Annotated in this window: 13 protein-coding genes; 1 reads left to right on the top strand and 12 read right to left on the bottom strand. The window is 62.5% G+C overall.

The window, feature by feature from the left end; all coding sequences use genetic code 11:
* Nucleotides 1-81 precede the first annotated feature (81 nt).
* The 12 genes from ACODSV_RS34180 to ACODSV_RS34125 all read right to left on the bottom strand — a co-directional run bounded on the left by ACODSV_RS34180 (nucleotide 82) and on the right by ACODSV_RS34125 (nucleotide 11601).
* A complete protein-coding gene (locus tag ACODSV_RS34180) occupies nucleotides 82-1476 on the bottom strand; it encodes an FAD/NAD(P)-binding protein (protein WP_102625049.1) in 1395 nt (464 codons plus the stop codon).
* Between the two features lie 12 nt (nucleotides 1477-1488).
* Nucleotides 1489-2256: an ABC transporter ATP-binding protein gene (locus tag ACODSV_RS34175; protein ID WP_024076202.1), complete on the bottom strand. Its 768-nt coding sequence runs from the start codon at nucleotides 2254-2256 to the stop codon at nucleotides 1489-1491.
* Nucleotides 2257-2259: 3 nt separating this feature from the next.
* The gene (locus ACODSV_RS34170) at nucleotides 2260-3600 is read right to left on the bottom strand and encodes an ABC transporter substrate-binding protein (RefSeq protein WP_024076203.1); all 1341 of its coding nucleotides are present in this window, start codon (nucleotides 3598-3600) and stop codon (nucleotides 2260-2262) included.
* A gap of 21 nt (nucleotides 3601-3621) precedes the next feature.
* Nucleotides 3622-4671, bottom strand: a complete 1050-nt coding sequence (locus ACODSV_RS34165) for a branched-chain amino acid ABC transporter permease (RefSeq protein ID WP_150095505.1) — start codon at nucleotides 4669-4671, stop codon at nucleotides 3622-3624.
* Between the two features lie 4 nt (nucleotides 4672-4675).
* Complete coding sequence (locus ACODSV_RS34160; protein ID WP_024076205.1) at nucleotides 4676-5557, bottom strand: branched-chain amino acid ABC transporter permease; 882 nt, start codon at nucleotides 5555-5557, stop codon at nucleotides 4676-4678.
* Entirely contained in the window at nucleotides 5554-6327 is a 774-nt protein-coding gene (locus ACODSV_RS34155; protein ID WP_150056040.1) for an ABC transporter ATP-binding protein, read from the bottom strand. Before ACODSV_RS34155 ends, ACODSV_RS34160 begins: the two co-directional genes overlap by 4 nt.
* Nucleotides 6324-7235, bottom strand: coding sequence for an AMP-binding protein (locus tag ACODSV_RS34150; RefSeq protein WP_150056039.1), 912 nt, complete (start codon nucleotides 7233-7235; stop codon nucleotides 6324-6326). The genes ACODSV_RS34155 and ACODSV_RS34150 overlap by 4 nt, the downstream gene beginning before the upstream one ends.
* Before the next feature lie 113 nt (nucleotides 7236-7348).
* Nucleotides 7349-8782 (bottom strand): LLM class flavin-dependent oxidoreductase, encoded by a 1434-nt coding sequence (locus ACODSV_RS34145; RefSeq protein ID WP_150296375.1) that lies wholly within the window; start codon nucleotides 8780-8782, stop codon nucleotides 7349-7351.
* Nucleotides 8782-9120, bottom strand: a complete 339-nt coding sequence (locus tag ACODSV_RS34140; protein WP_150056305.1) for an acyl-CoA dehydrogenase — start codon at nucleotides 9118-9120, stop codon at nucleotides 8782-8784. The genes ACODSV_RS34145 and ACODSV_RS34140 overlap by 1 nt, the downstream gene beginning before the upstream one ends.
* 10 nt (nucleotides 9121-9130) lie before the next feature.
* Nucleotides 9131-10327, bottom strand: coding sequence for an SfnB family sulfur acquisition oxidoreductase (locus tag ACODSV_RS34135; RefSeq protein WP_150056306.1), 1197 nt, complete (start codon nucleotides 10325-10327; stop codon nucleotides 9131-9133).
* Between the two features lie 200 nt (nucleotides 10328-10527).
* Entirely contained in the window at nucleotides 10528-10869 is a 342-nt protein-coding gene (locus tag ACODSV_RS34130) for a hypothetical protein (protein ID WP_150056307.1), read from the bottom strand.
* 168 nt (nucleotides 10870-11037) lie between these two features.
* Complete coding sequence (locus tag ACODSV_RS34125; protein ID WP_150056308.1) at nucleotides 11038-11601, bottom strand: helix-turn-helix domain-containing protein; 564 nt, start codon at nucleotides 11599-11601, stop codon at nucleotides 11038-11040.
* A 92-nt stretch (nucleotides 11602-11693) separates the two neighbouring features.
* On the opposite strand from ACODSV_RS34125, the gene ACODSV_RS34120 reads away from it, so the two are divergent.
* Nucleotides 11694-12623 carry a DMT family transporter gene (locus ACODSV_RS34120; RefSeq protein ID WP_150056309.1) on the top strand — a complete coding sequence of 310 codons (930 nt, stop codon included), beginning with the start codon at nucleotides 11694-11696 and terminating at the stop codon, nucleotides 12621-12623.
* Nucleotides 12624-12795: the final 172 nt, after the last annotated feature.

Genomic DNA, 12795 nt, shown 5'->3' with positions numbered 1-12795 from the left:
GGACCAAGCTCCCTCGCCACAGACCGCTGAAAAAAGTTGTGTAGATACTTATGGCCATCGGGGGCAAGCCCCCTCCCACATTTAGATTTCTGTCAGCGTTGAAGCCAGTGCCTTGGCTTGAAGCGCCACATCGGTCACCGCCGTGCTCTCCCACCACATCCCGCGCAACGGCGGGCCCATGGCGAACAAGCGCGCACTGACCTGGCCCTGGGCATCCAGCACCGCCCCCGACGCATCCGCCGCAATCCCCAACGCCAACGGCCCAGGCTGGACCAACCCGCGCTTGAGCAACTGTTGCGGCAGTGGCCGGGCCACGCGGCGCCAGTCGTACTCGATGCCGCTGGAGTTGATCAGGGCTGCGCCCGACACCAGAGTCACCGCAGGTTCGCCACGCCGGCGCAAACGAATGGTCACGCCGCTGCCCGAAGGCTCCAGCCCCTTGTACGAGGCCGCTTGAATCCGCAACCGCCCTTCCTCATGCAGCCTGGCCACCAACTGCGCACTCAACGGCGGCGAACGGTGATGATGGCTTTCCCACCATGGCCGCACATGCCGCACGAACTGACGCTTCTCGCCCTCGCTGGCCTGGCTCCACAGCCGGCCGATATGGGCGCGCACCGTGTCCAGCGGCGCCTGCCAATCGATACCCTGCTCCAGCGCGAGGCGGCATTGGCGACGCACCTCGCGCAGCAGTTGCCGAGGGCTTCGCAGGTTGTGGTTCGCGCCGAGAAAGTCTTCCCAGCTGGGCGGTTGCCGGCGCACATGGGGCAGCAGGCCGTGACGGGAAAACACCTCGATCGGCCCACGATGCCCGGCCTGTTCCAGGGACACCACGGCATCCACCATGGTCAGCCCGGAGCCGATGATCAGCACGGGCGCCTGCGGGTCGATCTGGGTCATGGCCTGCACGTCCCACGGGTCGACGGCCGCAGCATTCAAACCACTGGACTCGGTCTGGGGCGTGCGCGCCGCCGGGAACATGCCAGTGGCCAACACCGCCTGGGCACCGCGCAGTTGCTGGCCGTTGTCGAGGGTCAGCAATACCCCCTCGTCCTCGACTTGCAGATCGACCACCTCGGCGCGGATATGCTCGACGGTGGACGCCGAAAACGCCTTGGCTTCAGCCAACCGTTGCTGTGCATACAGGCCAAAAATGCCGCGTGGCGGGAACAGTTCGCTGATGGGCACGTGCTGCTGGTCGGACTCAGGCCAACCGCCCGCACCGATGTAGTCGGTGAGCCATTGGGTCAGGTCGTCGGCATTGTCCGGGTCGACACTCATGCGCGCCGCATTGCCATTTAAGGTGTGGCCCAACTCGACCGCGCTGTAGGCCTCGCCACGCCCGAGTTCGCGGCGCGGTTCGATCACCAGGATTTGCCGTTGGCCAGGCAGGCGCAGCAGTTGCACAGCCAGCATCGTGCCGCTCAGGCCGCCGCCGATGATCAGGACATCAGCGTTGCGGATGGTTTCACTCATGCGGATTCGCCCTTACTGTTTACCCAGATAAATGTCATGCAAATCGCCCCGCGCCAGCAACTCGGCGGCGCTGCCACTCAGGACCACCCGCCCAGTATCCAGCACGTAGCCGTGGGACGCATAGTTGAGCGCCACGTTGATGTTCTGCTCGGCGACCAGGAAGCTCACCTGCTGCTCGCGGTTGAGCTGCGCGATGATCTCGAAGATCTCTTGCACGATCATAGGCGCCAAACCCATGGACGGCTCGTCGAGCAGTACCAAAGTAGGACGGGTCATCAACGCCCGACCGATGGCGACCATCTGTTGCTCGCCACCGGAGGTCAGCCCGGCGCGGGTGTGGCGCTTGGTCTTGAGCCGGGGGAACCAGGCGTAGATGCGCTCCAGGTCGTGTTCCATGGCCTTGCGGCTCAGGCGCCGCACAAAACCACCGCTGCGCAGGTTGTCTTCCACGCTGAGCTGGCCGAACACATGGCGGCCTTCGAGCACATGCACCATGCCTTGGCGCACACGCTGGCTGGGGTCGACACCGGCCAGGTCGACGCCGGCGTATTCGATCACGCCACGGCTGACTTCGGCACGCTCTGCACGCACCAACCCGGAGATCGCCTTGAGGGTAGTGCTCTTGCCGGCGCCATTCGCGCCGAGCAAGGCGACGATGGCGCCCTTGGGCACGCTCAGCGACACCCCGGCCACCGCCAGGATCGCGCCGTCGTAGATGACCTCGATGTCGTTGACCGTCAGCAGCGCGGCGTGTGCAGGTTCTGCGGCAGGCAGGCTCATGGTTTATTCATCCCCGGTGCAGGTGCGTGGTGTCAGGCCTTTTTCCTTGGCGAAGGCCGCGGACTTTTCATCGATCAGCGGGCGCAACAGTGCGCGGTCGGCGGCGATCCAGTCGCTGACCAGCGTCCACTGAGCACCGTCCCACTGCTGTACCCGCGCCGAGCCGCCGCCTTCGTGGTCGCGGCACGACAGCTTGAGGTTCTGCATCAGGCCCAGGTAACCCATGGCCTTGAGGCGCGCGTCGTCGATATTCAAGTGCTCCAGGCCCCAGCGGCCTTCTTCGCCATTGAGCGGGCGCTGGCCGAACCTGGCCTGGGCCGTGCGGATCGCCTCCACCGCCACGGCAGCATTCACCAGGCCGGAGTTGTAGTACACGCTGCCGAAGTTCTTCAGGTCCTTGAGGTCGCTGTGGCCCTTGTCGAGGACGGATTGCTTGAGGCGTTTGTGGATCTCGAAATCGCTGCCGGCCGGGTACGGCGTGAGGGCCAGGTAGCCCTTGGCGGCGGCGCCTGCGGGCAATACGTCTTCGCTGGAACTGGCCCAGATATCGCCGATGATATGGTCCACCGGGAAGCCGAAGCGCGCAGCGGTCTTGACCGCCACGGGGGTCGACACGCCCCAGGTGCGCAGGAACACCCAGTCCGGGTTGGCCTGGCGGACCTGGCGCCATTGCGCCGATTGTTCGTTGCCTGGGTCGGCCACCGGAATCTGGATATTTTCAAAACCGTATTTTTCGGCGAGCAACTTCAACGGGCCGAGGGTTTCGCGACCGTAGGCCGAGTCGTGGTAGACCGTGGCGATCTTCTTACCCTTGAGCTTGTCGAAACCACCCTCGCGCTGGGCGATGTAGTTCACCAGGGTCGACGCCTCGCTGTAGAACGTCAGCATCACCGGAAAGTTATACGGGAACACCGTACCGTCGGTGGCTTCGGTGCGCCCGTAACCGAGGGTGATCAGCGGGATCTTGTCCACCTCTGCCCTTTCGCTGAGCGCATAGGCCGCCGGCGCGCCATTGGGCTGGTACACCGCGACCGGCGCGCCCTCCAGGCCATGCTTGAAGCGCTCGTAGCATTCGATGCCTTTCTCCGCCGTCCACTCGGTCTCGCATTCCTGCCACACCAACTTGACGCCATTGATGCCGCCTTCGACCTCGTTGATATAACGCAGGTAGTCGATCATCCCGGCCCACACCTGCACACCGCTGGACGCGTAGGCGCCCACGCGATAGGTGGCCAGGGGAATGAATTGCTGGTCCGGCGAGGCCATCGCTTGGGGGACAGCACCGGCCAGGGTTGCCAACGTAAACGCGGCGCCGATCAAGGAACGTTTCAAGGATGCACGCATAAGGATTCTCTTGGAGGAATGTCAGAAACGCAGCGGCCACTGCCGCACACGGTCACGCAGGTTGTGCAACAGGCGGATCAAGCCCTCGGGTTCCTTGATCAGAAACACGATGATCAACACGCCAAAGATGATTTTTTGCAGGTTCTGCAACTGCCCCGCGTCCACCGAACCGCCGAACAGCGCCTGCCCGGCATGGCTGAGGACAATCGGCAGCAGGCTGATAAACGCCGCACCCACGAAGTTGCCGGCGATGCTGCCCATGCCGCCGATGATGATGATGAACAGGATCTGGAATGAGCGATTGATATCGAAGCTGCTGGCGCTGGCCGTGCCCAGGTAGGCGAACGCCCACAGCGCGCCGGCAACGCCCAGGTAAAACGAGCTGACCGCAAACGCCAGGCGCTTGTAGCGCACCACCGGGATGCCAACCACGGCGGCGGCGGTGTCCATGTCGCGGATCGCCATCCAATTGCGCCCGACCTGGCTGCGCACCAGGTTGATGGCGGTCCAGGTCAACAGCAGCACCGTCACCAACGTCAGCCAATAGCGGCCCAGCGGCGTGTTGAGGTCATGACCGAACAGCGCCAGCTTCGGCGCAGAGATGGTCCCGGACGAGCCGTAGTTGTAGAACCAGGGAAACTTGACGAACAGCCACTCCAGGAAAAACTGCGCGGCCAGGGTGGTGACCATCAGGTAGAAGCCCTTGATCCGCGAGCTGGGCAAGCCGAACAGCAAACCGACCAACGCACTGATAATCCCCCCACCGAGCAGCGCCAGCGGCAGGCCCAGCTCCGGCAGGCGCAACAGGAAACCGTAGGTCGCGAACGCGCCGACGGCCATGAAACCCGCCGCGCCGACCGAGGTTTGCCCGGTATAGCCGGTCAGCAGATTCAAGCCAAGCCCGGCCAGGGACAGCACCAGGAACGGGATCAGGATCGCATTGAGCCAATAGTCATTGCCCCACAGCGGCACCACGATAAAGGCCAGGGCCAGCAGGCCGATCAGGCCCCAGGGCACGCGTCGCTGCACCAGCAGCAACGGCGCGGTTTGTTGAGCAACGGGAATCGACATGGTTTCAGACTCGCTCGATGGCGCGCTCGCCGAACAGGCCGGCGGGACGGATATACAGGAAGGCCAAGGCCAATACATAGGCGAACCACGGCGTGATGCCGCCGCCGATCAACGGGCCGATATACACCTCGGCAAGGTTTTCCGCCGCGCCGACAATCAGCCCGCCGACGATGGCCCCGCCAATCGAGGTAAAGCCGCCGATGATCAGCACCGGCAGGGCCTTGAGCACCACCAGCGACAGCGAAAACTGCACGCCCTGGCGCGCCCCCCAGAGCAAGCCGGCCACCAGCCCGACAATCCCCGCCACCGCCCAGACGATCTGCCAGATACGGTTGAGGTTGATGCCGATGGACAGCGCCGCCGTGGTGTCATCCGCCACCGCACGCAGGGACACACCGATGCGGGTCTTGTTGAACAGCAGCGCAAGGACCGTCACCAACAACACGGCAGCCGCGGCCGCGATCAGATCGAACTGACTGAGCATCAGCGGCCCGATGAACAGCGGCACGTCATCAATGCCCAGGTCCAGTGCACGCACCTGGGACCCCATCAAGCCCTGGGCCAGGCCCTCGATGATGAACGACAGGCCAAGGGTGGCCATGAACAGGGTGATCTGCGAACGGTTCACCAAGGGCCGCAGGACCAGGCGCTCGATGAGCAAGGCACCGACGATCATCACGATCACCGTCAGCAGCAGTGCCAGGGCAAACGGCACGCCCTGGTCATGCAGGCTGACGAAGGTCAGCGCGGCAAACAGCAGCATCGAGCCCTGGGCAAAATTGAACACACCGCTGGCCTTGTAGATCAGCACGAAGCCGATGGCGACCAACGAATACATGGTGCCGGCCAGCAGGCCGCCGAGCAGGGTTTCGAAGAAGAACGTCATTCGTTTGCCACTCCGAGATAAGCCGCGATCACATCGGGGTTGGCCTGTACCTCGGCGGGGGTTCCGTCGCCGACCTTGCGCCCGTAGTCGAGCACCACCACATGGTCGGACAGGCCCATCACCACGCCCATGTCGTGCTCGATCAACACCACGGTGGTGCCCAGGTCGCGGTTCACATCGGCGACGAAGCGTGCCATTTCCTGTTTTTCCTCGGCGTTCATGCCAGCCATGGGCTCGTCCAGCAGCAACAGGCTGGGCCCGGCGATCAATGCACGGCCTAACTCCACACGTTTTTGCAGGCCATAGGACAGGTTGCCCACCAGCACATCCCGGTGGGCTTGCAGCTCAAGGAGTTCGAGAATGCCCTGGGCGCGCAGGCGGAACGCCTCGGCTTCACGGCGCGCGCGCGGCAAGCCGAGAGCCTGCTCGATAAAGGAGGTGCGCATATGCCGCGACAGGCCGGTGAGAATGTTGTCGATCACGCTCATTTTCTTGAACAACGCATTGTTCTGGAATGTGCGGCCAATGCCCCGGCGCGCGGCGCCCAGCGGGTCGATGCGGTGGAAGTGCTGGTCTTCGAAGACGATCTCGCCGGCATCGAAGCGGTACACCCCGTTGAGCACGTTGAGCAACGAGCTCTTGCCCGCGCCGTTGGGGCCGATCAACGCGCAGATTTCACCGCGCTGTGCCTCGAACGACAGCGCATTGATCGCCTTGACGCCTTTGAATGACAGCGAGATGTCCCGCACCTGGAGAATGGCCTGGCTCATGCGATGTCCCGTTTGAATTCAGCCAGCCACGCAGGGTCCTGGCGGGTGTTGAGCGTGCTGGCCGGCTGCCAGATATAGGCCAGGCGCTGGAAGCCCAGCAGTGTGCGCACGCGGTTCTTCAGTAGACGGCGCAGGCCGCTGTGCGGATGGGCAATAGCCCAGTCGCACAGGCGTCGGCGCCAGGTGCCGTGGGGGGCCAGGCGGCTTTCAATATCGTCGGCCAGGTGCTGCAACCGTGCAGGCGACAACAGCAGGCCGGTCGGCGCCACTTCACTGCGGTCACGCCGCGAGGAAGCCAGGCTTTCCGGGAAGGCCAGGCCGTGACCGCTGTTCAGCCATTGCTCCAGCACCACCGTCAGGCCGCCTTGCCAATGGGTGCCCTCCTCGCTCCACAACGCGGTTTCGCCCGCGGGCTGCCACCAGCGACTCAGGTGTTGGAGCGGATCGACCGGGCCGAGTAATTGAGCGAAATCCAGCAACTCAACGGATGCCCAGTGCCGCCGGTGTTGGCGCCCCTGCACAAAGGCGTGGGTCGGGCGAATACGCCAGAGTTGTTGATGCAACGCCTCGGGGTCCAGGTCATCGGCCAGGGTCAAAACCTGCCCGCCAGTCGCTTGAGCGGCCAGGGCCAGCAGCACCAGGTTGGGTTCGAAAGCACCGCTGAGGGCCAGCCGCGATTGCTCATCGAAGCCCTGCTGGCGCAAGCCATCGGCCAAGCGCTCGACATCGCGCAAGGCGTCGATCCAGCGCCAGGCATACCACTGGCCCTGGCGCTTGTGGCGCAGGGCGGTATTCAGCGGGCTGATCTGTGCCCAGTGGTGCAGTTGTTCCAGGGCCTTGGGCAGGTTGCCGAGCAGTTCGGCGGGCCATTCCAGGGCCAGCGGGCGTTTGAGTGTGTGCACGCTCATAGGGGTAGTGCTCCTAAGGGTGGTGTGCGTACGGTGGTCCGCTGGCTGGATTATTTAGGTCAACATAGGACCCATGTGGGAGGGGGCTTGCCCCCGATGGCGGTGTGTGTCAGTCACAGATGTTTTGAATGGACAGCCGCTATCGGGGGCAAGCCCCCTCCCACATTGGTTTTGTATGCAGCGGATAGATTGCGGTAGCCCGCACCCGGGTGGTTCGCACTCAACCTTGCACCGTCGCCGAACAACTTCTCGCGCAAGGTGCCCTGGGCGTATTCGGTCTTGTACACGCCACGCTTCTGCAACTCCGGCACCAGCAGGTCCACGGCGTCGATGAAGGTTTCGTGGGTCAGCGCGTAGGCCAGGTTGAAACCGTCCACATCGGTCTCTTCGACCCATTCCTGCAACAAGTCCGCGACGGTTTCCGGGCCGCCGACGAACAGCGGGCCAAAGCCGCCGATACCGACCCAATCGGCCAGCTCGTTGGGCGTCCAGACCTTGTTCGGGTCTGCCGTGGAGAACGCCTCCACCGCCGATTGAATGGCGTTGGTGTGCACGTGCTTGAGCGGCTCATCCGGTTTGAATTGGCTGAAGTCGATGCCGGTCCAGCCGGAAATCAGCGCCATCGCGCCCTCGTAGCTGACATAGGATTTGTACTCCTCGAACTTGGCTTTGGCCTTGGCATCGGTCTCACCGACAATCACGGTCTGCAAGTTGAAGATCAGGATTTTCTTCGGGTCGCGCCCGGCTTCGGCCGCACGCCGGCGAATGTCGGCCACGGTCTTTTTCAACAGCACCTTGGACGGCGCGGCGACAAATACGCACTCGGCCTGTTCGGCGGCGAACTGTTTCCCCCGGCTGGACGCCCCGGCCTGGTAAAGCACCGGCGTGCGCTGTGGCGACGGCTCGCACAAATGAATGCCGGGGACCTGGAAGTGTTGACCGACGTGGCGGATCTCGTGAATCTTGCTCGGGTCGCTGAAAATCCGGCGTTCGCGATCGCGCAAGACGGCGCCCTCTTCCCAACTGCCTTCCCAGAGCTTGTAGCAAACCTCCAGGTATTCCTCGGCGTAGTCGTAGCGCGCATCGTGTTCGGTCTGGGCTTTCTGGCCGAGGTTCTTGGCGCCGCTTTCCAGGTAGGAGGTGACGATGTTCCAGCCGATACGGCCCTTGGTCAGGTGGTCGAGGGTGGAGAGCCGGCGGGCAAACGGATACGGATGCTCGAAGGACAGCGAGGCAGTCAGGCCGAAGCCCAGATGCTCGGTGACCAGCGCCATCGGCGCGATCAGCGACAACGGATCGTTGACCGGCACCTGGGTCGCCTGGCGAATGGCCGCGTCGCCATTGCCGTTGTACACATCGTAGATACCCAGCACGTCGGCGATAAACAAGCCGTCGAACTTGCCGCGCTCAAGGATTTTCGCCAGGTCGGTCCAGTACTCCAGGTCCTTGTACTGCCACGAACGGTCACGCGGGTGCGCCCACAAGCCCGGAGATTGGTGGCCGACACAGTTCATGTCAAAAGCGTTCAAGCGGATTTCACGGGACATCACAGCACTCCGTTGAGGTGGTAGTTGCCGACGACTTGGTATTTGCGGCGCAACGGATCATCCAGGGTCGATGGCAGCGCGGTGCGTTGGCCGGTCAGTTCGAATTCGGTGTTGCTGGCGAAGAGCAAGGCTTCGGCGGCGGCGATCTGCGCTTCGATAAGGGCGACCGGGCTTGGATCGGTTTCGGCGCGTTCAAACAAAGCGGCCGCTACATCCACGCGGATCTGCCAATCGCCGAAGCGGCTGATCACGTAGGGGTCATCGCTTTTCTCCACAAGGCGTCGGGTGCTGTCCAACAGTTGGCGCGCCTGATTCAGAACGGGGTTCAGTGCAGTCATGGGTAGGTCCTCAGTTCCAGGCGTGGCGCGCAGGCTTGACGCCGTTAAGCACGAAGTTGCCGATCAGGTGGTATTTCCAGCGGGCCGGGTCGTGCAGGGTGTGGGTGCGTGCGTTGCGCCAGAAGCGGTCAAGGTTATGTTTGCCGGTGACGGAGCGGGTGCCGGCCAGTTCGAACAGTTTGCTGCTGGCCAGCAAGGCGGTTTCGGCGGACAGCACTTTGGCCTGGGCGACGACCAGCGAGGCGTGGGCGACGCTGTCTTCGCTGGGTTCGGCGAGGGCGTGGTCGACGGCGCGGCCGGCCTTGGCGAGGATGGCTTCGGTGCCGTGCACACGCCATTCCAAGTCACCGATGGCGGCGATGGTGAACGGGTCTTGCCAGCCGTGCTCCTGCTGGCTGTCGATCCACGGGCGCGCCTGGCGGGCGAAGATTTTCGCTTGCTCAAGGGCTCCGAGGGCGATGCCGGTGTCGACCGCCGCCTGGATGATCTGCGAGATCGGGCCGTTGGCGGTGGGCTGGTCGAACGCTTGGTGCGCAGGGATGACGGCAGACAGGGGCACGCTGACGCCATCGAGGGTCACGCCGCCGCTGGCGGTGGTGCGCTGACCGAAGCCGTCCCAGCTGTCGATCACGTTCAGGCCCTGGGCATCACGCTCGACGAAGGCGATAAATGCCTGACCCTTTTCGTTATTGGCGACGGTGGGCACGATGTGGGCGAACAGCGCGCCGGTGCAGTAGAACTTTTCGCCATTGATTTGCGCGCTGTCGCCATGGAAGCGGATTTGCGTATCAAAGGTGCCGGCGTTTTTGCTTTTGGCTTCGGAGAACGCATTGCCAAAACGATAACCGGCCAGGACCTTGCCGAAGTAGTAACGCTTTTGTTCCTCGCTGGCGGTTTGCAGCAGGATGTCGACCACGCCCAGGTGGTTTTGCGGGATCTGCCCCAACGACGGGTCGGCGGCGGAGATCAGCTTGATCACCTCGGCCACGGTCACATAAGACACCTCGGCGCCGCCGTAGGCCTTGGGAATGGTGATGCCCCACAGGCCGCTGGCAGAAAACTCTTCAAGCTCGGCGACGGGCAGGCGTCGCTCACGGTCGCGCTCGCTGGCCTCGACGGCAAAGCGTGCCGCCAGGCGCGTGGCGATCTCGATGGCTTGCGCGTCCGAGCGGATGATATGGGCAGGGTGTAAAGGGTGGGCAGACATGGGCCGACTCCAGGCTCCGATGGGATAACGGAGTGATTGCAGGAGTCGTGCCGGAATGTGATTGCCCGTAAAGTCGGGTGATTTCCTGGAAAAAAATGGAGCAACACACAATTAAAATCAGCAAACTGTCTAACGAGTGTTGCTCCAGCAACAGTCTTACTTAAGTTGAGTACAACGTGAAACTCACCCTTTTCGAAGTTTTAATCTTCGACGCTATACAACGCTTGCGCTGAGTAGTCGTTATTGTTGACGATATAGCTGGCAGTCGCTTGCGTTGTGGGAGATGCAAAGAGCGCATCGTACAATACAAATTCAATCATCGTATCGACATCAGTGACTGTCGCGCTCGAGAAAAACCCCCATTGCCCGTCAGTAAGGATCTGAACATGAACCTGGTCACCAATTGCGATCCCTGGATATAGCGGGATGACGAGCCGTGCTTTGTTACCCACTATTACTGCACGAGAAATAACATTGCCACTAGAGGGCACAATAGAGGGCGCAGGCAGTAAGGCTGAGCGAGATACTAGAACTCCGTTCATTAACATATCCTCTTTGATTAAAGTTGACGACACGCCCCCACCGCATTCGGAATGAATATGGATTGTAAAGTCACTGCACAAGAAGCCAAGACAGTGAAACTAGAGCGCCCACCGAATATAAACAATCAATTCAAAAGAAATAAGCTGTGAAATCTGCCAGTTGACAAACTAAATAACGACGTTCCGTACAAACTTCACGGCGACATCCCCATCATTGCGATAGGTGTGAGGCTGATGACTGGCGAACATGAAAAACTCGCCGGCGCCGATGCGGTTTTCTACACCAGCCACGACCAGGGTCAGGCTGCCCTCGAACACAAACAGTTGCTCACTCCAGCCTTCGAGGTCGGGGTCCGGGCAGTAACGGTCGCCGGGCTCCAGGCGCCACTCCCACAGCTCCACTTCACGCCGCGCCGTGGCCTTGGCCAGCAACACCGCCTTGCTGCCGTCGATCTCACCAGCCCAGGCCAGCTCGTTGATGCGGCTGTGGTCGCGCACGTCCGGGGCCTGGATCAGGTCGCTGAACGCCACGTCCAAGGCTTCGGCCACGCGGTCCAGGGTGGACAGGCTGACATTCTTCTCCCCCGCTTCGATGGCCACCAGCATGCGCCGGCTGACCCCGGACTTTTCCGAGAGCGCAGTCTGGCTCATGTCGGCAGCATGACGCAGGCGACGAACGTTCTGGCTGACGTGCTGCAGGACCGAGGCCCGTTGTGGATTTTCTTTGTGCACTATATTGCTCAATGGGTGGGTGTGCGCAGTATACTGCCCAGCGTGCGGCGCATTGTGCGGTCCGTGCCTTTCCCTTGCAAGACCGAGCCGCCATGACCACCCCGAAATCCCCCTCGCGTTTCAACCGCTTCAGCAAAGCCGAATGCATCCTGGTGTTTATCACGATGATTTGGGGCGGCACGTTTTTGCTGGTGCAACACGCCATGACCGTCAGCGGGCCGATGTTTTTCGTGGGCCTGCGCTTTGCCGCGGCGGCGGTTGTGGTGGGGTTCTTTTCCTTGCGGACCTTACGCGACCTGACGTTGTTCGAACTGAAGGCGGGCGTGTTTATCGGCGTGGCGATCATGTTCGGCTATGGCTTGCAGACCATTGGCCTGCAGACGATCTTGAGCAGCCAATCGGCGTTCATTACCGCGCTGTATGTGCCGTTTGTGCCGTTGCTGCAATGGCTGGTGCTGGGCCGTCGTCCGGGGTTGATGCCGAGCATTGGCATCATGCTGGCGTTTGCCGGGTTGATGTTGTTGACCGGGCCGGCTGGGGCATCGCTGAATTTCAGCGCGGGTGAGATCGCGACCTTGATCGGTGCGGTGGCGATAGCCGCCGAGATCATTTTGATCAGTGCGTTTGCCGGGCAGGTGGACGTACGCCGGGTGACCGTGGTGCAACTGGCAACGGCGTCGCTGCTGTCGTTCCTGATGGTGGTGCCGATGGGCGAGGCGTTGCCGGGGTTCTCCTGGCTGCTGCTGTTCAGCGCCGTGGGCCTGGGCCTGACCAGTGCGGTGATCCAGGTCGCAATGAACTGGGCGCAGCAGAGCGTTTCGCCAACACGGGCCACGTTGATCTATGCCGGGGAACCGGTGTGGGCAGGCGTTGTGGGGCGGATCGCTGGCGAGCGTTTCCCGCCGATTGCGATGCTGGGGGCGGCGTTGATTGTGGTGGCGGTGATTGTGAGCGAGATGAAGACGCGCGGGCAAAAGGCGCAGGCGCTGGAAGAGGCGTTGGAGCAAGAGCGTCAGAATTGAGGCAGCTGGGGGCTGCGAAGCAACCTAACGCGGGCAAGCCCTGATGCCAGTCTGTCAAGGAGGAACGCTGTAACTGTGGCAAGCGGGTGTGTTGTAGCAAGCAGGCTTGTTGTGGCAAGCGGGCCTGTTGTGGCGAGCGGGCTTGCCCCGCGTTGGGCTGCGCAGCAGCCCC

The sequence above is a fragment of the Pseudomonas sp. FG86 genome (genome assembly GCF_057808775.1).
This window is presented reverse-complemented; position numbering and strand designations above follow the sequence as displayed.

Bases quoted from the DNA above. Each gene is read 5' to 3' on its own strand.
- ACODSV_RS34180 (WP_102625049.1), bottom strand. From the start codon at position 1,476: ATGAGTGAAACCATCCGCAACGCTGATGTCCTGATCATCGGCGGCGGC.
- ACODSV_RS34175 (WP_024076202.1), bottom strand. From the start codon at position 2,256: ATGAGCCTGCCTGCCGCAGAACCTGCACACGCCGCGCTGCTGACGGTC.
- ACODSV_RS34170 (WP_024076203.1), bottom strand. From the start codon at position 3,600: ATGCGTGCATCCTTGAAACGTTCCTTGATCGGCGCCGCGTTTACGTTG.
- ACODSV_RS34165 (WP_150095505.1), bottom strand. From the start codon at position 4,671: ATGTCGATTCCCGTTGCTCAACAAACCGCGCCGTTGCTGCTGGTGCAG.
- ACODSV_RS34160 (WP_024076205.1), bottom strand. From the start codon at position 5,557: ATGACGTTCTTCTTCGAAACCCTGCTCGGCGGCCTGCTGGCCGGCACC.
- ACODSV_RS34155 (WP_150056040.1), bottom strand. From the start codon at position 6,327: ATGAGCCAGGCCATTCTCCAGGTGCGGGACATCTCGCTGTCATTCAAA.
- ACODSV_RS34150 (WP_150056039.1), bottom strand. From the start codon at position 7,235: ATGAGCGTGCACACACTCAAACGCCCGCTGGCCCTGGAATGGCCCGCC.
- ACODSV_RS34145 (WP_150296375.1), bottom strand. From the start codon at position 8,782: ATGTCCCGTGAAATCCGCTTGAACGCTTTTGACATGAACTGTGTCGGC.
- ACODSV_RS34140 (WP_150056305.1), bottom strand. From the start codon at position 9,120: ATGACTGCACTGAACCCCGTTCTGAATCAGGCGCGCCAACTGTTGGAC.
- ACODSV_RS34135 (WP_150056306.1), bottom strand. From the start codon at position 10,327: ATGTCTGCCCACCCTTTACACCCTGCCCATATCATCCGCTCGGACGCG.
- ACODSV_RS34130 (WP_150056307.1), bottom strand. From the start codon at position 10,869: ATGAACGGAGTTCTAGTATCTCGCTCAGCCTTACTGCCTGCGCCCTCT.
- ACODSV_RS34120 (WP_150056309.1), top strand. From the start codon at position 11,694: ATGACCACCCCGAAATCCCCCTCGCGTTTCAACCGCTTCAGCAAAGCC.